Origin of the sequence: Azospirillum thermophilum, assembly GCF_003130795.1 — a bacterium.
GTDB classification, from domain to species: Bacteria; Pseudomonadota; Alphaproteobacteria; order Azospirillales; family Azospirillaceae; genus Azospirillum; species Azospirillum thermophilum.
In genome coordinates, this window is the sequence record NZ_CP029353.1 from 452888 (window position 1) to 470000 (window position 17113).

The following is a 17113-nucleotide window of genomic DNA, read 5'->3' on the forward strand; positions in this document are numbered from 1 at the left end:
TCGTGACCGGATGCGTCCGGCCTCGGGCGCGGCTATAGTGCCGCGCCTTTTTCTTTTGTGAACCGGAGCGACCATGGTGTTCCGCCGTATTGTTGCCCGCCGGACCGTGCTGGCCGCCGGCCTCGCCGCGCTGACCCTGTCCGCTTGCCAGAGCACGCCGCAGCGACCGGCCCCGCGGGCGATCGACTTTTCCAACTTCGCGCCCATCGTGCTGAACGCCGGCAGCATCGACGTGGTGAGCGCCTATCGCCCGTCCGGCGGCAAGCATGTGGAAGACCGCGTGCCGCTGCCGCCGGCCGAGGCGGTGCGGCGCTGGGTCGGCGAGCGGTTGCAGGCCGCCGGCGGGCCGGGCCGCGTGCGGGTGACCATCCGCGACGCCGGCATCGTCGAGGTGGCGCTGCCCAAGACCGAGGGCGTCAAGGGCTATTTCACCAACGATCAGGCCCAGCGCTATGACGGCCGGATCGAGGTGGAGGTCGCCGGCGAGGTGCCGGATGCCGGGCCGGGAACCGCATCCTTCCGCGGCATGACCCGCTCCACCGTCACCTATTCGACCACGGTGGCCGAGAACATCTCGCTCGCCGACCGCGAGGCGACCCTGCAGGATATCACCCGGCGGATGATCGAGGATCTGAATGGCCGGCTCGATGCCGGCATCCGCAAGGATCTGGCGCCGATGGTCCGGCGCTGATCCGGCCGCAGGACGGCAGGCAACGCAAAAGGGCCGCCCGATGGGGCGGCCCTTCGCGTTTTCGGCGGGCTGGATCCGGCCGGATGGCCGGACCCGTGCTCCGGATCAGTAGCGGTAGTGGTCCGGCTTGAACGGGCCGGCGGCGTTGACGCCGATGTAGGCGGCCTGCTTGTCGGTCAGGGTGGTCAGCTTGGCGCCGATCTTGTCGAGGTGCAGACGGGCGACCTTCTCGTCCAGGTGCTTGGGCAGCACATAGACCTTGCGCTCGTAGTTCTGGTGGTTGGTCCACAGCTCGATCTGGGCCAGCACCTGGTTGGTGAAGCTGGCGCTCATCACGAAGCTGGGGTGGCCGGTGGCGCAGCCCAGATTCACCAGACGGCCCTGGGCCAGCACGATCAGGCGCTTGCCGTCGGGGAAGACGACCTCGTCGACCTGCGGCTTGACCTCTTCCCACTTGTAGTTGCGAAGGGCCTCGATCTGGATCTCGCTGTCGAAGTGGCCGATGTTGCAGACGATGGCGCGGTCCTTCATCTGGCGCATGTGGTCCAGCGTGATGACGTCCACGTTGCCGGTGGCGGTGACGAAGATGTCGCCCAGCGGGGCGGCCTCGTCCATGGTCACCACCTGATAGCCTTCCATGGCGGCCTGGAGCGCGTTGATCGGATCGATCTCCGTCACCAGGACGCGGGCGCCCTGCGAGCGCAGGCTGGCGGCCGAGCCCTTGCCGACGTCGCCATAGCCGGCGACCACGGCGACCTTGCCGGCCACCATCACGTCGGTGGCGCGCTTGATGCCGTCGACCAGCGACTCGCGGCAGCCGTAGAGGTTGTCGAACTTGGACTTGGTGACGCTGTCGTTCACGTTGATGGCCGGGACCTTCAGCGTGCCCTTCTTCATCATCTCATAGAGACGATGGACGCCGGTGGTGGTCTCCTCCGACAGGCCGCGGACGTCGTCCAGCATCTCCGGATACTTGTCGTGCATGATCTGGGTGACGTCGCCGCCATCGTCCAGGATCATGTTCGGGGTCCATCCGTCCGGACCGCGCAGGGTCTGCTCGATGCACCACCAGAACTCCTCCTCCGTCTCGCCCTTCCAGGCGAAGACCGGGATGCCGGCGGCGGCGATGGCGGCGGCGGCCTGGTCCTGGGTCGAGAAGATGTTGCAGGAGGACCAGCGCACGGTGGCGCCCAGCGCCGTCAGCGTCTCGATCAGCACCGCCGTCTGGATGGTCATGTGCAGGCAGCCGACGATGCGCGCGCCCTTCAGCGGCTTCGAATCACCGAACTCCTCCCGCAGAGCCATCAGGCCGGGCATCTCCGTCTCGGCGATGGTGATCTCCTTGCGGCCCCACTCGGCGAGGCTGATGTCCTTGACCTTGTAGTCGGTGAAGCTGGCGGCCATGGGGCGTGTCTCCTGAACGGACGGATGGCTGAAACGGCGAAGGGCGGCCTCGGGACCGCCTCTTGCCAGCAGGGTGTATCAGCGCAGCCGTTAGGGTGCAAGCATAAAGATATCTTTATGTATGGATGGCGACAGGGTGGGGCGGGTGGACGCGGACCCGGATCACCCGCATGAGTAACATATCATTGAATACATACGTCACCAGGTAGCGAGCCGTTGATGAGGTCAGGGAATTTTTATAAAATGACGATCTAAACTATCCTAAAGAGGGTTGTCACGATGTCTGCCATTTTCAACAAGAAATTCCAGATATTCGTCAGCTCCACTTACAAGGATCTGATTGAAGAGAGGGATGTCGTTTTCAAGACGGTGGTCGATCTGTTGCACATCCCTCTCGGCATGGAGCGCTTTATATCTTCGGCAGGTGATAAGATTAGCTACATAAAGAAGCAGATTGATCAGGCTGACTACTTTTTTCTCATTCTCGGGGTGAGGTACGGAGAAAAAGAAAAGTCATCCGGGAAAAGCTATACGGAGCTGGAGTATGAATACGCGCTCAGCCAGAAAATCCCGGTGATCGCCTTCGTGATGACGGAAGAGGCCCGCAAGGAGTCTATTTCAAGAAATCCGTCCATCATCGACGGAGACGATACGGAAGCATTCATTCGTTTCCGAAACAGGGTTCAGGCGGACCCGATTGTGATGCCCTGGAAAGATCGGAGCGAACTGGCGGTTTTCTGTCAAAGGGCGCTGATCCATCATTTCGAATTCACGCCTCGTCCCGGATGGGTGCGATTCAACGAAGTTGACCAGATCCTCAAGCAGAACATGAGCGAGGTCACTTCGAGACTGGCATTGGCTGAAAGCTCCCTGTCGGCGACGCTCAAGGAGAAAGACGATGCTCTGAAGGAAGTCGCGACACTCAAGAAGAAGATATCAGAGAACAGCATTTTGACGGATCGCGTCGTAGCCGAGAGTATGGTGCGGAAGCTGAAAATTGAATTCGATCGGATAGACGAGAACGACTGTACTGATGAGGAGTCGAGAAACAGACTCTATGAGCTCTTGTCTCAGTTCGAAGAGCTGGTCCTTTCGACCAAGGATCGCCCCCAATTCGTGCAGGCGTCGATGATCGAGGAGGTTGGTGACCTGTGCCGGAAAAACGGTATGGGCGGGCTTGCTCTCTGGCTGTATGAGCAGGCCTTGGAGCGCGACCCGGGCAGGTATAGTGCAAAAGTTGAGCTGTACAGTTTGATGACTGAAATGGTTCCGCAGAGGCGCGACGAGGCCATTGAATTCTACAGGAAACTCGATTCGGGAACAAGCGAGTATCAGCTCAAGAGAATATTCGATTCGCTCATAAGGGCTGATCGGTACTCGGATCTTGAACAGATCTGCTCTTTGCTTCTTGAAAGGCTCGGACCGTCAGGGGACCCCAACAGGCGCGTGCTCCTGCTGAAGAACCGAGCTGTTGCACGGAAGAACATCGATCAGTTTTCCGAGGAAATGCAGAGGCTCAGCGAGGAAGATATGGATGAAGCGCTGAAGATCTCTCCTGATGATGAAAACACACTGTCAACCTATGCTGCGATACTTCTTCGGTCGAAGAAGTGGCGGGAGGCGGCGATCAGGTTCAAGACGCTGATAGATATCGATCCGAACGATATGCGATATTACATCAGTCTCGCCAAAGCCCTCAAAGGGCTGCGCAGGTTTGATGAAATCGACACTGTGCTGGAGGTCGCCGCATCGAATGCCAGAGGGCATGACGACCTGGAAAAGATCGCCGCTGCGCGTCGGGAAATCGGCGTCAGGGAAGTGCAGCCGCTTCCGAACCTGGTTCTATAGGCGGCGGCTCCTCACGCCACCGTGTTGAAATCGTCCAGCAGGGCGGCGATCCGCCCGCTGTCGCTCTGGTCCATGATGACGCGGGCGCGGCGGGCGGCTTCGATCACGTCCAGGGAGCGGATGCGCTGCTTCACCTTGGGGATCGAGGGCGGCGACATCGACAGCTCGCGGACGCCGAGCCCCAGCAGCAGCGCCGTGTAGCGCGGATCACCGGCGATCTCGCCGCACACCGACACCGGGATGCGGGACCGCAGCGCCGCCTCCACCGTGAACTGGATCAGGCGCAGCACCGCCGGATGCAGCGGGTCGTAGAGCGTCGCCACCTGCTCGTCGCTGCGGTCGATCGCCAGCGTGTACTGCGTCAGGTCGTTGGTGCCGATGGCGAAGAAGTCGGCGGCATAGGCCAGCGCGTCGGCCGACAGGGCGGCGCCGGGGATCTCCACCATCACCCCGACCGGCGGCAGCGGGTCGGCGATGGCGGCGCCGCGGCGGCGCAGGCGGCGGGCGACCTGGCCCATCATTTCCCGCACCTTCTGCACCTCCGACACGTTGCAGATCATCGGCAGCAGGATGCGCAGGGGGCCGTGAGCCCCGGCGCGCAGCATGGCGGCAAGCTGCGTCTCCAGCAGCTTGGGCTCCCGCAGGCCGAGCCGGACGGCACGCAGGCCGAGCGCCGGGTTGGGCGGATCGCCGTAGCGTCCCGCCATCCAGCCGGCCAGCTTCTCGCCGCCGACGTCCATGGTGCGGGCGGTGACCGTACGGCCGCCCATCCCCTCGATGATCGAGCGCAGCACCTCGTACTGTTCGTCCTCGTCGGGGAGCTGGTCGCGGTTCATGAACAGGAACTCGGTGCGCAGCAGGCCGATGCCCTGCGCGCCGTTCTCCAGCGCATGCTCCAGGTCGCGGGGCAACTCCAGGTTGGCCTGCAGCGTGATGGCGGTGCCGTCGCGGGTGACCGCCGGCAGCTTGCGCAGACCCTTGAGCTGCTCGCGCTCGCGCTCGCGCTGGGCGCGGCGGACGCCATACTCCTCCAGCATCTCGGGCGTCGGATCGATGATGACCCGGCCCTGGATGCCGTCGACGATGACGGGGGTGCCGTTCTTCAGCCCGGCCAGCAGTCCGGCGGCGCCGAGCACGGCGGGAAGCCCGAGCGAGCGGGCCATGATGGCGGTGTGCCCCTCCGCCCCGCCCAGCACGGTGGCGATGCCCGCAACGATCCGCGGGTCGAGCAGCGCCGTGTCGGCGGGCGTCAACTCCTCCGCCAGCACGATGCTGCCGGGAGGCAGGTGGGAGAAGGCCTTGAATTCCTGCCGCATCAGGTTGCGGGTGAGCCGCCGGCCGACCTCGCGCACGTCGCCGATGCGGGCGGCCAGATAGGCGTCCGTCATGCCGGCGAAGCTCTCGGCGATGCTGGCGATCTCCGCCTGGATGGCGGCCTCGGCATTCACCCTCTGCTCGCGGATGCGCTTTTCCGCCCCGCGGGTCAGGCGCGAGTTGGTCACCATCTGCAGATGGGCGTCGAGCAGGAAGCCGATCTCCTCCGACGCCGAATCGGGCAGGACCAGCGCCTTGGACTTCAGCTTGCGGATCTGGCGGCGCGCCTTGGCGGCAGCCTCCTGGAAGCGGGCGACCTCGGCCTCCACCTCCTCGGGCGGGAGGGTGTATTCGGGGATGGCGACGGCGCCGCTTTCCACCACATGGGCGGGGCCGATGGCGATGCCGGGCGATACGCCGAGCCCGCGCAGCGTCCTCGCCGGTCCGGCCGCGCCGGCCGGTGTCTCAGTCTTCATCGAACTTGCGGATGATCAGGTCTGCCAGGGCCGCGATGGCCGTTTCCGCGTCCCGGCCATAGGCGCACAGCTCCACCGACGTGCCGGGACCGGCGGCCAGCATCATCAGGCCCATGATCGATTCGCCGGAGACCACCGTCTCCCCGCGGCGCACCTCGATTTCGCAATCGAAGGTCGCAGCCAGCTTGACGAACTTGGCCGAGGCGCGGGCGTGCAGGCCGCGCTGGTTGGTGATGGTGACGGTCTGGCAGGCCTCGGGATTTCCGCCGTCGCGGTCGCCGGCGGGGGGGCCGGCGGTAGAACCGGCGGCCGGTTCCGTCTGATCGGTGTCGCTCATGGATGGTCAGTCCGACAGCAGGGAGGAGGCCACGTTGATGTACTTCTGCCCCGCGTCGCGGGCGGCGATCACCGAATGGGCGAGGGACTCGTTTTTGCGGACGCTGGCCAGCTTGATCAGCATCGGCAGGTTGACCCCGGCGATCACCTCGACCTTCGCCTTGTCCATGATGGAGATGGCGAGGTTGGACGGGGTGCCGCCGAACATGTCGGTCAGGACCACGACGCCCGACCCGTCGTCCACTTCGGCGACCGAGTTCAGGATGTCCTGCCGGCGCTGTTCCATGTCGTCTTCCGGGCCGATGCACACCGCGCGCACCTGCGGCTGTTCGCCCACCACATGCTCGAGCGCGGCGATGAACTCTTCGGCGAGCCGCCCGTGGGTCACCAGAACCATGCCAATCATGGGATGTCCTTCAAGGTTGGATCCTCCCCAGGGGTCTTGATCGTCGTTTCGGTCGTCATGGTCGCCTTGGAAGGGGCCGTATGCAGGGGGAATTGTCCAGCTGGCAAATCGTCTCGTCCCATTCGTTCCTTATCGGGGTGTCTCGCATCATGGTGACGGATCCGGGTCTTGTGTCGTCAGCCCTGCCGCGCGCCGGTCCGGTCGGCCTCGCGCCGTTCCAGCTCGCGGTGGCTGATGGCGACCTTGATGTCCATCTCGCGGATCCAGGCGGCCAGCCGCTCGGCCACGAAGACGGAGCGGTGCTTGCCGCCGGTGCAGCCGATGGCGATGGTCAGATAGCTCTTGCCCTCCTGGGCGAAGCGCGGAAGCAGCGGGCGCAGCAGGCCGGTCAGCCCGCGGAAGAAGGCCGGGAAATCCGGGTCGCCCTCCACCCGCGCCGCGACCGCCGGATCCAGCCCCGTCAGGGGCGCAGCTCCGGGTCGTAATGCGGGTTGGTCAGGAAGCGCACGTCGAACACCAGGTCGGCCTCGCGCGGGAGGCCCTGCCGGAAGGAGAAGGAGGTGACGAAGACCTGCAGCGCCGGCTGGGCGTCGCGCTGGAAATGTCCGGACAGGATGCGCCGCAGATCGTGAATGGAGAGTTGCGTCGTGTCGATGGTGACGTCGGCGCGCTGCTTCAGCGGATAGAGCAGGGCGCGTTCGCGCTGGATGCCGTCGGGCACCGGCCGGTCGGTCGCCAGCGGGTGGCGCCGCCGCGTCTCGGTGAAGCGGCGCTGCAGCACCTCGTCGCCGCAGTCGAGGAAGACGAGGCGCACGTCGAGCTCCGGGTGCGCCGCCAGCTCGTCCAGCTCGTCGAGGAAGGCCTGGGCGGAGAAATCGCGGGTCCGGCTGTCGATCACCAGCGCCACCGGGCGGCGGCGCGGGTCGGCCTGCTGCAGCAGGGCGGAAACCAGCGACAGGCGCAGGTTGTCCACCGCCTCGTAGCCGAGGTCCTCCAGCGCCTTCAGCGCCACCGACAGGCCGGCGCCCGACATGCCGGTGATCAGCACGACGCGGCCGCGCTGGGGCTGGGATTGGGAATCCGTCGTCGTATTGTCGGTTGGCTGGGTCGTCATGGGAACACCGGGACCTCTCCCAGCCGGTCTTCCCGGACGGCGGCGGCGGCGACGCGCAGCTTGGCGGGCGTCGAGGCGTCGAAGGGGGCGAGCGCCAGGCGCGGCACCGGGCGGTCGAGCAGGCGGACGACCTCCGGATCGGGCAGCCGCTCCACATGGCCGTGGGGGACGAGGTCGACGACCAGCCCGACCGGGGCGGATGCCACATGGGGCACCGGCAGGATGCCGACCCCGCGCACCTCCAGCAGCCCGGCCAGCCGCTCCGGCGCGCGGGCGGCGACCGTTCCGTCCTCGCCGCCGCCGGCAACGAACAATTCTACGCGGTCATCGGCGACGAGTTGCGCCCCGCCGTCGATCAGCCGCAAGGCCAGGTCGGATTTTCCGCTGCCCGAGGCCCCCCGCAACAAAATACCGATGCCGGAGACCAGGACGCAGGTGCCGTGGATCGTCACCATGATCCCGCGAAGGTGAGACGTACTGCGGGTTCTGTCAATGGTATGCTCTGGGTGGCTATGCTCTGGGGGATGACGGCGGGACATGCGGGCGAAACCGCTTGCGAGCACCTTTTCCCTTACGATCCCGCCTTGCTTCCGGCCGGCTGGGGGGCGGTGCGCCGGATATCCTCCAATTCGCGCACCAGCGCGTCGCGGCGGCGCACCATCTCCTCGACGTCGTCGAGGTCGGCGGCCTCCAGGCAGGCATCGCGGAAGTCCTTCTCGCGCTTCAGCCTGGTCAGCAGGTCCTTGTAGCTCTCGGCGATCCGCGCGAGGTGCTGCTGTGCGCCCTGCAACGCTTCGGCGAGCTGCGTCCGCTCGGCGGCGGACGCGCGCATCATGCGGGCGAGGTCGCTCTGCTGCTGCCCGGCGTCGCGGATCAGCCGGGCGAGCCGGTAACGACGGAAGTCGATCACCTGGGCTGGGGCAGTGTGGTCGGGCAGGTGCTGGGCGGGCGGGGACATGAGGGACCCTCCGGATTGCCTGAGGCCAGCCGACGAGCCCGGAAGCGTCCAACCGATGCTGCGATCGCACTATGACCTTCGACAGCATCGCGCTCCGCCAGAGGTTTGTCCACCTTTTCCGCAAATCCAGTGCAACTTTCCTAAGACAGGACTATGAGCTGGGCAACCGGACGATAAAGGTGGCGCCGGCTGCTCTACCTTCGGCGGTGGGGCGGTTCGTCGCAGCGATGGTGCCGTCATGCGCCTCGACGATCTGCTTGGAGATCGACAGGCCGAGGCCGGAATGGGTGCCGAACTTCTCGCCCGCCGGCCGTTCGGTGTAGAAGCGCTCGAAGATCGCCTCCTCCTTGCCTTCGGGAATGCCGGGGCCGTCGTCGCTGACCGTCACCTCCACCATGCCGCCGGTCCGGCGCGCCGACAGCCGCACCGTGCCGCCGGGGGGCGAGAAGGACAGGGCGTTGGCGATCAGGTTCTGGAAGACCTGGGTCAGCCGTCCCTCCAGCCCGGGGACCACCAGCCGCTCCCCCGGCGTCAGGTCGAGCTGGATGCGCGGCGCCGTCGGATCCGCGTCCTCGTCGCCGTCCGCGCCGGCGACGGGATCATGCATCTCCGCCAGCATCCCCAGCATGGCGCCGAGGTCGACCGGCTCCAGCTCGGCCCGCGACAGCTCGGCGTCGAGCCGCGAGGCGTTGGAGATGTCGCTGATCAGGCGGTCCAGCCGCTGCACGTCGTCGGCGATGATCGCCATCAGGCGGGCCCGCCGGTCGGGGTCTGAGATGCGGTTGGCCGTCTCCACCGCGCTGCGCAGCGAGGTCAGCGGGTTCTTGATCTCGTGCGCCACGTCGGCGGCGAAGCGCTCGATGGCGTCCATGCGCGCCCACAGGGCGGCGGTCATGTCGCGTAGCACGCCGGACAGCTCGCCGATCTCGTCGCCGCGGGCGGTGAGGTCGGGGATCTCGGTGTGGCGTCCGTGGCCGGCGCGCAGCCGGTCGGCCGCCTGGGCGAGCCGGCGGATCGGCCGGGCGATGGTACCGGCGAGATAGAGCGACATGGCGACCGTGACCAGCAGCGACACGGCGAAGACCCGCAGGATGTCGAAGCGGACGGAGCGTATGGCGCGGTCGATCTCGCCGCCGCCGCGGCTGAGCAGCACGGCCCCCAGCACCTCGCGGTAGCGCTGCACCGGCACCGCCACGGTCAGCAGAAGCTCGGGCTCGCCGCTCGTCGCCTCGACCCGCCAGGCAGTGGCCGCCGTCTCGCCGACGAGCGCGCGCTCCACGTCCGGGGTGGGCGCGTCGGGGGCCTCGCGGTAGAGCGGCAGGTCCTCGCGGCTCGGCACCACGTCGATCAGGCGGCTGTACAGCTCGTTGATGGCGCGCGACAGCGCATCGCCCGGTGCCGGCTGCGGCAGCTCGCGGATCTCGATGCCGCCCATGGAGCCTGTCAGCACCCGGCTGTCCGACAGGGTATGGCCGTCCACGCCGTAGAGGCGGGTGCGGGTCGCCGTCGCCTCCACCAGGCGGCGGACCATCTGGCGCGCCAGTTCCGGCGACAGCTCGTAGGTCTCGCGCCCGCCCTCCTCGCCGGGAATGTCGGAGGGGATGAAGTTGCGCTGCACCGCCCCCTCGCCCAGCGCCGACGCGAAGATGCGCGCCTCGGTCGCCAGCGCCTCCAGCTCCGCCTGGATCAGCCGGTCCTGGTAGCGGCCGAGATAGAGCAGCCCCGCCGCCAGCAGCAGCAGCGCCAGCACGTTGACCGCCAGGATGCGCAGGGTCAGCGGCGAGATGCGCCGGCGCGGGCGGGGCCGCCGCTCGCCGTTGCGCTCCTGCGGGGTGGCGGGCGTCCCCTCGCGGCCGCCGCGGGGGCGGGCGGGCGGCACGGCGCGGCGGGCCGGCGGGCGGCTATTCCTTGTATCGGTAGCCGACGCCATAGAGCGTTTCGATCTGGGAGAAATCGGGGTCGATCGCCTTGAACTTCTTGCGCAGCCGCTTGATGTGGCTGTCGATCGTGCGGTCGTCGACATAGACGTGCTCGCCATAGGCGGCGTCCATGAGCTGGTCGCGGCTCTTCACATGGCCCGGCCGCTGGGCGAGCGCCTTGACCAGCAGGAACTCCGTCACCGTCAGGTCGATCGGCTGCCCCTTCCACTGGCAGGCATGACGGGCGCTGTCGAGCAGCAGGGGGCCGCGGGTCAGCACCTGGACGGGATCGATCGTCTCCGGCTCGCCGCCCAGGGCGGACCGGCGCAGCAGGGTGCGGATCCGCTCGATCAGCAGGCGCTGGGAGAAGGGCTTCCTGATGTAGTCGTCCGCCCCCATGCGCAGGCCCATCAGCTCGTCCAGCTCGTCGTCCTTGCTGGTCAGGAAGATGACCGGCATGCGGCTGGTCTGGCGCAGCCGCTGCAGCAGCTCCATCCCGTCCATGCGCGGCATCTTGATGTCGAGCACCGCGAGGTCGGGCGGACGCTGGGTCAGCCCGCGCAGGGCCTCGGCCCCGTCGGTATAGGTGCGCACCTCGAACCCCTCCGCCTCCAGAGCGATCGACACGGAGGTCAGGATGTTGCGGTCGTCATCCACCAGGGCGACGGTCTGCGGCATGGGAGCGTTCTACCTCCTCTCTCACGGGAAAAAACGAAAGCATCGTGACGGATTCGGGGTGCTTCCGAGGTGAATCTGACCCCCGATTGCGGCAGGCCCGCGGCATCGGCGGCAGTTTTCGCTTTTCCCGCGACATTCCTATGGTCCAATATGGCACCAATGTGACGCCGGGGAAACGGCGCCGCACGGGAGAGCGCACTCGCAAAGGGCATGAGGTCCACTGATTCTTCGAAAGCCGTGCCTTCGGCCAAGGCGGACGGCGCCCCTTCCCTATCCGAGGGGGACAAACCGGCCGGGACCGTTCCGACGCCGTCGCCGGCGGGAGAGGCCCCGGGCGACCGGGCGCGCCGTGTCATGCGGTCGGTCGACCGCGCGGCGCTGACGACCCTGCAGCGGCCGGACGGGCAGGGGGCCGGCTGGCCCTATCCCTCGCTGGTTCTGGTGGCGCTCGACCATGACGCGGCGCCGATCCTGCTGATCTCCGGACTGGCCGACCACACCCGCAACATCGCCGCCGACCCGCGGGTCGGGCTGCTGTTCGACGCGACCCAGGGCATGGTCCAGCCGCTGGCCGGCGCCCGCGTGTCCGTCCTCGGCCGGGCGGAGCGCACCGACGATCCCCGCCATCGCGCGCGCTTCCTCAACCGCCACCCGGACGCCGCGGTCTACGCCGGCTTCGGCGACTTCGCCGTCTACCGGATCGCGGTGGAGCGCGCGCACCTGGTCGCCGGTTTCGGCCAGATCCATTGGATAGCCTCCGGCGACCTGCTGATGCCGAATGTGCCGCTTGCGCTGGCCGAGGCCGAGCCTGATATCCTCGCGCACATGAACGCCGACCACGCCGACGCCATCGCGCTCTATGCGACCGCCCTGCTCGGCCTGCCGCCCTCCGGTCCCGGAGCGGCGGATCCGTCCGCCGCGCGCTGGGTGATGACCGGGATCGACCCGGAGGGGTGCGACCTGCGGCACGGGGCCGCGGTTGCCCGGGTTGACTTCGATCAGCGCGTATCGGATCCCCATGACGCACGACGGGTCCTGGCCGGGCTGGCCCGTCGGGCGCGCCAGAAAGGAGCCGACCCCCGGATGGGGCAGCCGGCCTGAGACCAGCCGATCCACCAGGCCGAGCACAATAACGGCCAAGCAACCAACCAGACGCCGCACAAGCGGCGCAAAACCAGCGCAACCAGGAGATCATATCAGTGGACCATAACGGACCGACCCGTTTTCCGTCCGGGCCATCAGCCCTTGGACCACCATGTCGTGGCGACGCCGGGAGAGGCTTCTCGCGGCGGTGATGCTGAACAGGCGGTCGCGACCGCCACTGATCGACCATGGACAAGTCTTCGGCCGGACCGGCCTGTATTTCCGGGCCTGCGGGCGCCAGGGGGGCGCAGCGCAGGATGGAACCCCGGCATGCCGGTTCCGGTGACGACGTGAGAGGCAGACGATGACTGGAACCACGCGGACGCGGAACAAGAAGCTCCTGGCCTGGGTCGAGGAGATCGCCAACAAGTGCAAGCCCGAGCGGGTGCACTGGTGCGACGGCTCGCAGGAAGAGTATGACCGGCTCTGCGCCGAGATGGTGGAGGCCGGCACCTTCATCAAGCTGAACGAGGCCAAGCGCCAGAACTCCTACCTCTGCCGGTCCGATCCGGGCGACGTCGCCCGCGTCGAGGACCGCACCTTCATCTGCTCCGAACGGCAGGAGGATGCCGGCCCGACCAACAACTGGGTCGCCCCGGCCGAGATGAAGGCCAAGCTGGACGGGCTGTTCGAGGGCTGCATGCGCGGCCGCACCATGTATGTGGTGCCCTTCAGCATGGGCCCGCTGGGCTCCGACATCGCGCATATCGGCGTGCAGATCTCCGACAGCCCCTATGTCGCCGTGAACATGCGGATCATGACCCGCATGGGCCAGAAGGTGCTGGACGTGCTGGGCGACGGCGATTTCGTGCCGTGCCTGCATTCGGTCGGCGCCCCGCTGGAGCCGGGCCAGAAGGACGTGCCGTGGCCCTGCAACGCCGAGCACAAGTACATCGTCCACTTCCCGGAGGAGCACTCGATCGTCTCCTACGGCTCGGGCTACGGCGGCAACGCGCTGCTCGGCAAGAAGTGCTTCGCGCTGCGCATCGCCTCGTCGATGGGCCGCGAGCAGGGCTGGCTGGCCGAGCACATGCTGATCCTGGGCGTCGAGAGCCCGACCGGCGAGAAGACCTATGTCGGCGCCGCCTTCCCGTCGGCCTGCGGCAAGACCAACTTCGCCATGCTGGTCCCGCCGAAGGATTTCGAGGGCTGGAAGGTCCGCACCATCGGTGACGACATCGCCTGGATCAAGCCGCAGCCGGACGGCACGCTGCGCGCCATCAACCCGGAGGCCGGCTTCTTCGGCGTGGCGCCGGGCACCAGCGTCAAGTCGAACCCGAACGCGCTGAAGACGTTGGACCACAACGTCATCTTCACCAACGTCGCGCTGACCGACGACGGCGACGTGTGGTGGGAAGGCCTGACGGACGAGCCGCCGGCACACCTGATCGACTGGCAGGGCAAGGACTGGACCCCGGGCTGCGGCCGTCCCGCCGCGCACCCGAACTCGCGCTTCACCGCGCCGGCCAGCCAGTGCCCGTCCATCGATCCGGAGTGGGAGAACCCGGCGGGCGTTCCGATCTCCGCCTTCATCTTCGGCGGCCGCCTGTCCAAGACCTTCCCGCTGGTGTTCGAGGCGTACAACTGGCGCGAGGGCGTCTACTGGGCGGCGACCATGGGCTCGGAGGCGACCGCCGCCGCCGTCGGCCAGGCCGCCATCCGCCGCGACCCGTTCGCCATGCTGCCCTTCTGCGGCTACAACATGGCCGACTACTGGAACCATTGGCTGTCGATGGAAGGCAAGGTGGAGAACCTGCCGCGCATCTACCGCGTCAACTGGTTCCGCAAGGACGAGAACGGCAAGTTCGTGTGGCCGGGCTTCGGCGACAACATGCGCGTCCTGAAGTGGATCGTCGACCGCGTCCGCGGCCGGGCGCCGGAGCCGGCGAAGAGCCCGTTCGGCTATTCTCCGCGCTACCAGGACCTGAACTGGTCCGGCCTCGACTTCTCCGAGGACAAGTTCCGCAAGATCATGGACATCGACCGGAAGGAAGCCGAGGCGGAGGCCCGCGACCAGGAGGAACTGTTCAACCGCTTCGGCACCCACCTGCCGGGCGAGATCGAGCAGCAGCGCGTCGAACTGCTGAAGCGTCTGGAAGCCTCGCCGGACGTCTGGCGCATCGGCTGACCGCCGCGACACCGGGCTGAACGGGGAGGGGGCCGCCTGCAGGGGCGGCCCCTTTTCCGTTCCGGCGCATCGCCGCGGCAAGATCCGGATACTGTCTCCGCCGGGCTACTCCTTTCGTGACAGTCCCCGCTGCGCTGGGTAGAGTCCGTGACCTGTCTGCGACACCGCATGATCCGGGGCGGCGCGTTTACCGAACCTCAAGAGGTTTGGCCGTCACTGGTTCCGCGGCGTGCCTGGACTCTGGAGGATTGACCCGCATGTTCGTGATCATCGGCTTCGTCACCGTGCTCGGCTGCGTGTTCGGTGGCTATGCCATGGCCGGCGGCCATCTCGGCGTGCTGTGGCAGCCTTTCGAGTTCGTGATCATCCTCGGGGCTGCGCTCGGCGCCTTCTTCATCGGCAATCCAAAATCGGTGGTTTCCCACACCGGCAAGGAAATCGGCCACCTGTTCAAGGGACCGAAATACAAGAAGGAGGACTTCCTCGAGCTGCTGACCATGATGTACCAGGTCTTCAAGATCGCGAAGACCAAGGGCCTCCTGGCGCTCGAGCAGCATATCGAGAAGCCCGAGGATTCTCCGCTCTTCCAGCAGTTCCCCAAGTTCTACGGCGACCACCACGCCATCTCCTTCCTCTGCACCTACCTGCGGCTGATGTCGCTCGGCGCGGACAATCCGCACGAGCTGGTCGACCTGATGGACGAGGATATCGAGACGATGCACCACGACCACCAGCGGGTCTCCGACGCCATTCAGAACGTGGCGGACGGCGTGCCGGCGCTGGGCATCGTGGCGGCGGTGCTGGGCGTGATCCATACCATGGGTTCGATCACCGAACCGCCGGAGGTGCTGGGCAAGCTGATCGGCGCGGCGCTGGTCGGCACCTTTTCCGGCGTGCTGTTCGCCTACGGCTTCTTCGCGCCGATGGCCGCCGGCCTGAAGCACATCTACAACGCCGAGGGCAAGTACTATCAGGCGATGAAGACCGGCCTGATCGCCCACCTCTCCGGCTATGCCCCGGCCATCTCGGTCGAGTATGCGAGAAACGTGCTTGAACCCGAATACAGGCCGACCTTCGCGCAGGTGGAAGAGGCGACCGCCGCCTTGCCGCCGGCCTGATCCGGGCGCCGCCCATGCCGGTCACCATCGCCTGGAACGAAGGCACCATGGGGGAGTGGGCCGCCCTTTGGGAGCGCGTCGCCCGCTCCACCCTGCCGCAGAGCTTCGCCTATGCCCAGGCGATGGGCCGTACCCACGGCTATGTCCCGCGCCTCGGTGTCATCCGGCAGGACGGGGAGCCGGCGGGCATCCTGCAGCTCCTCGAACGGCGGCAGCTCAAGCTGTTCACCCAGCGCCAGATGCACCGCGGCCCCCTGTGGCTGGACGGCGCGGTGCCGGAGGCCGGCGTGCTGGAGGAGACCTTTCGCCTCCTGCGCAAGGAATGCCCCGATAATCCATTGAGCCGCGCCAGCCTGCTGCCGGAGCTGCCGGCCGGGGACGGGGCGGCGGCGCTGCTGTCGCGGTGCGGCTTCCGGCGCTTCGGCCCCGGTTACCGCACCGTCTGGCTCGACCTGTCGAAGAGCGAGGAGGAGCTTCGCGCCGGCCTTGCCCGCGACTGGCGCCAGCGGCTGAAGGGCGCCGAGAAGGCGGGGCTTCTCCTCGATTTCGACTGGGAGGCGAAGAACCTGCCCTGGCTGATGAAGCAGGAGCACGAGCAGGCGCTGGCCAAGCAGTTCCGTCCGATGACGGGGGCGCTGGCGGTGCGGCTGCGCAACGCCATGGTGAAGGGCGGCGGAAAGACGGACGGCGCGCTGATGACGGCCGCCTTGCAGAACGGCAGGACCGCGGTGGCGAGCGGCCTGTTCTTCCGCCACGGCAATGCCGCCACCTATCAGGTCGGCTGGTCGAACGAGCAGGGGCGCAAGGCCGGTGCCATGCGGCTGATCCTGTGGCGTACGGCGCTCGCCTTGAAGGAGCGCGGGGTGCGCTGGCTCGACCTCGGCGGCATCAATCCCGAGACCGCGGCCGGCGTCACCGAATTCAAGCTGGGAACCGGCGGCGAGGCGACCGAGTCGGCCGGCCTCTACCGCTGACCCGCCATCGGGGGTAAGCTGTCCGGCAGGTCAGGCCGGAGCCAGGAGAAGCCGTCATGTCCAGGACCCTGCCGTCGAAGCCGCCGGCCGCCGGCGTTCCCGCCGCGGAGCCGGACGTGCCGGCCGACGTCGCCATCGAACGCGCCATGCAGCAGAAGCCCAAGGCCATGCAGATGCGCGAGGCCCTGCAGAAGCTGCTGGAGAACGAGGACAGCGCGCGCCAGCTCGTCGGCGCGCTGCGCAACATGATGAATCAGAGCTGACGGCCGGCGCCGCTCAGCAGCTCGTGGCCGTGGTGCAGCCCTTCTCCTCCGCCGGGGCGGGGGTGCGGGCAAGCTGCAGGCTGCTGCGGGCCGTCTCGAAAGCCTTGTCGAGCGTCTTCATGGTCTGCTCGAAGGCTTGCAACTCGCGTCCGGCCAGCTTCTCGCCGGTGGGGAGGTCGATCGAGCGCGGGTCGACCTGGTGGTTGGCCTTCAGCACCTCGTAATGCAGGTGCGGGCCGGTGGACCGTCCGGTGGTGCCGACATAGCCGATGACGTCGCCCTGCTCGACGCGCGCGCCGCGCTGCGCACCCTTGGCGAAGCGGCTGAGATGGGCGTAGGCGGT

At 67.3% G+C, this 17113-nt stretch carries 16 protein-coding genes and 1 pseudogene (1 of these 17 only partly in view); 7 read left to right on the forward strand and 10 right to left on the reverse strand.

Features of this window, described 5'->3' with window-relative positions:
- Positions 1-73 precede the first annotated feature (73 nt).
- On the forward strand, positions 74-691 hold the full coding sequence (locus DEW08_RS08185; RefSeq protein ID WP_245986489.1) for a hypothetical protein: 618 nt from the start codon (positions 74-76) through the stop codon (positions 689-691).
- 105 nt (positions 692-796) lie between these two features.
- Here DEW08_RS08185 and ahcY read toward each other — a convergent pair whose 3' ends face one another.
- Complete coding sequence (gene ahcY / locus DEW08_RS08190) at positions 797-2095, reverse strand: adenosylhomocysteinase (protein ID WP_109326107.1); 1299 nt, start codon at positions 2093-2095, stop codon at positions 797-799.
- Between the two features lie 279 nt (positions 2096-2374).
- Here ahcY and DEW08_RS08195 point away from each other — a divergent pair, with 279 nt between their 5' ends.
- On the forward strand, positions 2375-3943 hold the full coding sequence (locus DEW08_RS08195; protein WP_109326109.1) for a DUF4062 domain-containing protein: 1569 nt from the start codon (positions 2375-2377) through the stop codon (positions 3941-3943).
- A gap of 11 nt (positions 3944-3954) precedes the next feature.
- Here the strand turns inward: DEW08_RS08195 and ptsP are convergent, their stop codons facing one another.
- The 8 genes and pseudogenes from ptsP to DEW08_RS08235 all read right to left on the reverse strand — a co-directional run bounded on the left by ptsP (position 3955) and on the right by DEW08_RS08235 (position 11144).
- Positions 3955-5733 (reverse strand): phosphoenolpyruvate--protein phosphotransferase, encoded by a 1779-nt coding sequence (gene ptsP, locus DEW08_RS08200; protein ID WP_109326110.1) that lies wholly within the window; start codon positions 5731-5733, stop codon positions 3955-3957.
- Positions 5723-6070 carry an HPr family phosphocarrier protein gene (locus DEW08_RS08205; protein WP_109326111.1) on the reverse strand — a complete coding sequence of 116 codons (348 nt, stop codon included), beginning with the start codon at positions 6068-6070 and terminating at the stop codon, positions 5723-5725. The genes ptsP and DEW08_RS08205 overlap by 11 nt, the downstream gene beginning before the upstream one ends.
- A 6-nt stretch (positions 6071-6076) precedes the next feature.
- On the reverse strand, positions 6077-6475 hold the full coding sequence (locus tag DEW08_RS08210) for a PTS sugar transporter subunit IIA (protein ID WP_109326113.1): 399 nt from the start codon (positions 6473-6475) through the stop codon (positions 6077-6079).
- 176 nt (positions 6476-6651) lie between these two features.
- Positions 6652-7589: pseudogene (gene rapZ, locus DEW08_RS08215) on the reverse strand (RNase adapter RapZ).
- Positions 7586-8044: an HPr kinase/phosphorylase gene (locus DEW08_RS08220; protein WP_109326114.1), complete on the reverse strand. Its 459-nt coding sequence runs from the start codon at positions 8042-8044 to the stop codon at positions 7586-7588. The pseudogene rapZ and the gene DEW08_RS08220 overlap by 4 nt, the downstream one beginning before the upstream one ends.
- 116 nt (positions 8045-8160) lie before the next feature.
- Complete coding sequence (locus DEW08_RS08225; RefSeq protein ID WP_245986490.1) at positions 8161-8547, reverse strand: hypothetical protein; 387 nt, start codon at positions 8545-8547, stop codon at positions 8161-8163.
- 151 nt (positions 8548-8698) lie between these two features.
- Complete coding sequence (locus DEW08_RS08230; RefSeq protein ID WP_109326115.1) at positions 8699-10477, reverse strand: stimulus-sensing domain-containing protein; 1779 nt, start codon at positions 10475-10477, stop codon at positions 8699-8701.
- On the reverse strand, positions 10449-11144 hold the full coding sequence (locus DEW08_RS08235) for a response regulator transcription factor (RefSeq protein ID WP_109326120.1): 696 nt from the start codon (positions 11142-11144) through the stop codon (positions 10449-10451). Before DEW08_RS08235 ends, DEW08_RS08230 begins: the two co-directional genes overlap by 29 nt.
- Before the next feature lie 354 nt (positions 11145-11498).
- Between DEW08_RS08235 and DEW08_RS08240 the strand changes: the two genes are divergently transcribed.
- The 5 genes from DEW08_RS08240 (at position 11499) to DEW08_RS08260 (ending at position 16770) form a co-directional block, all read left to right on the forward strand.
- Complete coding sequence (locus DEW08_RS08240; protein WP_109326126.1) at positions 11499-12245, forward strand: HugZ family pyridoxamine 5'-phosphate oxidase; 747 nt, start codon at positions 11499-11501, stop codon at positions 12243-12245.
- 346 nt (positions 12246-12591) lie between these two features.
- Complete coding sequence (locus tag DEW08_RS08245; protein ID WP_109326127.1) at positions 12592-14415, forward strand: phosphoenolpyruvate carboxykinase (GTP); 1824 nt, start codon at positions 12592-12594, stop codon at positions 14413-14415.
- A gap of 257 nt (positions 14416-14672) precedes the next feature.
- Entirely contained in the window at positions 14673-15533 is an 861-nt protein-coding gene (gene motA / locus DEW08_RS08250) for a flagellar motor stator protein MotA (protein ID WP_109326129.1), read from the forward strand.
- A gap of 14 nt (positions 15534-15547) precedes the next feature.
- Positions 15548-16507 carry a lipid II:glycine glycyltransferase FemX gene (locus DEW08_RS08255; RefSeq protein ID WP_109326130.1) on the forward strand — a complete coding sequence of 320 codons (960 nt, stop codon included), beginning with the start codon at positions 15548-15550 and terminating at the stop codon, positions 16505-16507.
- A 56-nt stretch (positions 16508-16563) separates the two neighbouring features.
- Positions 16564-16770, forward strand: coding sequence for a hypothetical protein (locus DEW08_RS08260; RefSeq protein WP_109326131.1), 207 nt, complete (start codon positions 16564-16566; stop codon positions 16768-16770).
- A gap of 13 nt (positions 16771-16783) precedes the next feature.
- On the opposite strand, the gene DEW08_RS08265 is transcribed toward DEW08_RS08260, so the two are convergent.
- Positions 16784-17113, reverse strand: the 3' end of a protein-coding gene (locus DEW08_RS08265; RefSeq protein WP_245986492.1) for a M23 family metallopeptidase. 894 nt of this gene lie beyond the right edge of the window; 330 of the gene's 1224 nt are visible here — the last part of the coding sequence; the start codon falls outside the window, past its right edge; the stop codon is at positions 16784-16786.

Excerpts from the sequence above, each read along its gene's own strand:
- DEW08_RS08185 (WP_245986489.1), top strand. The coding sequence starts at position 74 with ATGGTGTTCCGCCGTATTGTTGCCCGCCGGACCGTGCTGGCCGCCGGC.
- DEW08_RS08255 (WP_109326130.1), top strand. The coding sequence starts at position 15,548 with ATGCCGGTCACCATCGCCTGGAACGAAGGCACCATGGGGGAGTGGGCC.
- DEW08_RS08245 (WP_109326127.1), top strand. The coding sequence starts at position 12,592 with ATGACTGGAACCACGCGGACGCGGAACAAGAAGCTCCTGGCCTGGGTC.
- DEW08_RS08240 (WP_109326126.1), top strand. The coding sequence starts at position 11,499 with ATGCGGTCGGTCGACCGCGCGGCGCTGACGACCCTGCAGCGGCCGGAC.
- DEW08_RS08230 (WP_109326115.1), bottom strand. The coding sequence starts at position 10,477 with ATGGCGTCGGCTACCGATACAAGGAATAGCCGCCCGCCGGCCCGCCGC.
- DEW08_RS08260 (WP_109326131.1), top strand. The coding sequence starts at position 16,564 with ATGTCCAGGACCCTGCCGTCGAAGCCGCCGGCCGCCGGCGTTCCCGCC.
- ptsP (WP_109326110.1), bottom strand. The coding sequence starts at position 5,733 with ATGAAGACTGAGACACCGGCCGGCGCGGCCGGACCGGCGAGGACGCTG.
- motA (WP_109326129.1), top strand. The coding sequence starts at position 14,673 with ATGTTCGTGATCATCGGCTTCGTCACCGTGCTCGGCTGCGTGTTCGGT.
- DEW08_RS08225 (WP_245986490.1), bottom strand. The coding sequence starts at position 8,547 with ATGTCCCCGCCCGCCCAGCACCTGCCCGACCACACTGCCCCAGCCCAG.
- DEW08_RS08195 (WP_109326109.1), top strand. The coding sequence starts at position 2,375 with ATGTCTGCCATTTTCAACAAGAAATTCCAGATATTCGTCAGCTCCACT.
- DEW08_RS08205 (WP_109326111.1), bottom strand. The coding sequence starts at position 6,070 with ATGAGCGACACCGATCAGACGGAACCGGCCGCCGGTTCTACCGCCGGC.
- DEW08_RS08220 (WP_109326114.1), bottom strand. The coding sequence starts at position 8,044 with ATGGTGACGATCCACGGCACCTGCGTCCTGGTCTCCGGCATCGGTATT.
- DEW08_RS08210 (WP_109326113.1), bottom strand. The coding sequence starts at position 6,475 with ATGATTGGCATGGTTCTGGTGACCCACGGGCGGCTCGCCGAAGAGTTC.
- ahcY (WP_109326107.1), bottom strand. The coding sequence starts at position 2,095 with ATGGCCGCCAGCTTCACCGACTACAAGGTCAAGGACATCAGCCTCGCC.
- DEW08_RS08235 (WP_109326120.1), bottom strand. The coding sequence starts at position 11,144 with ATGCCGCAGACCGTCGCCCTGGTGGATGACGACCGCAACATCCTGACC.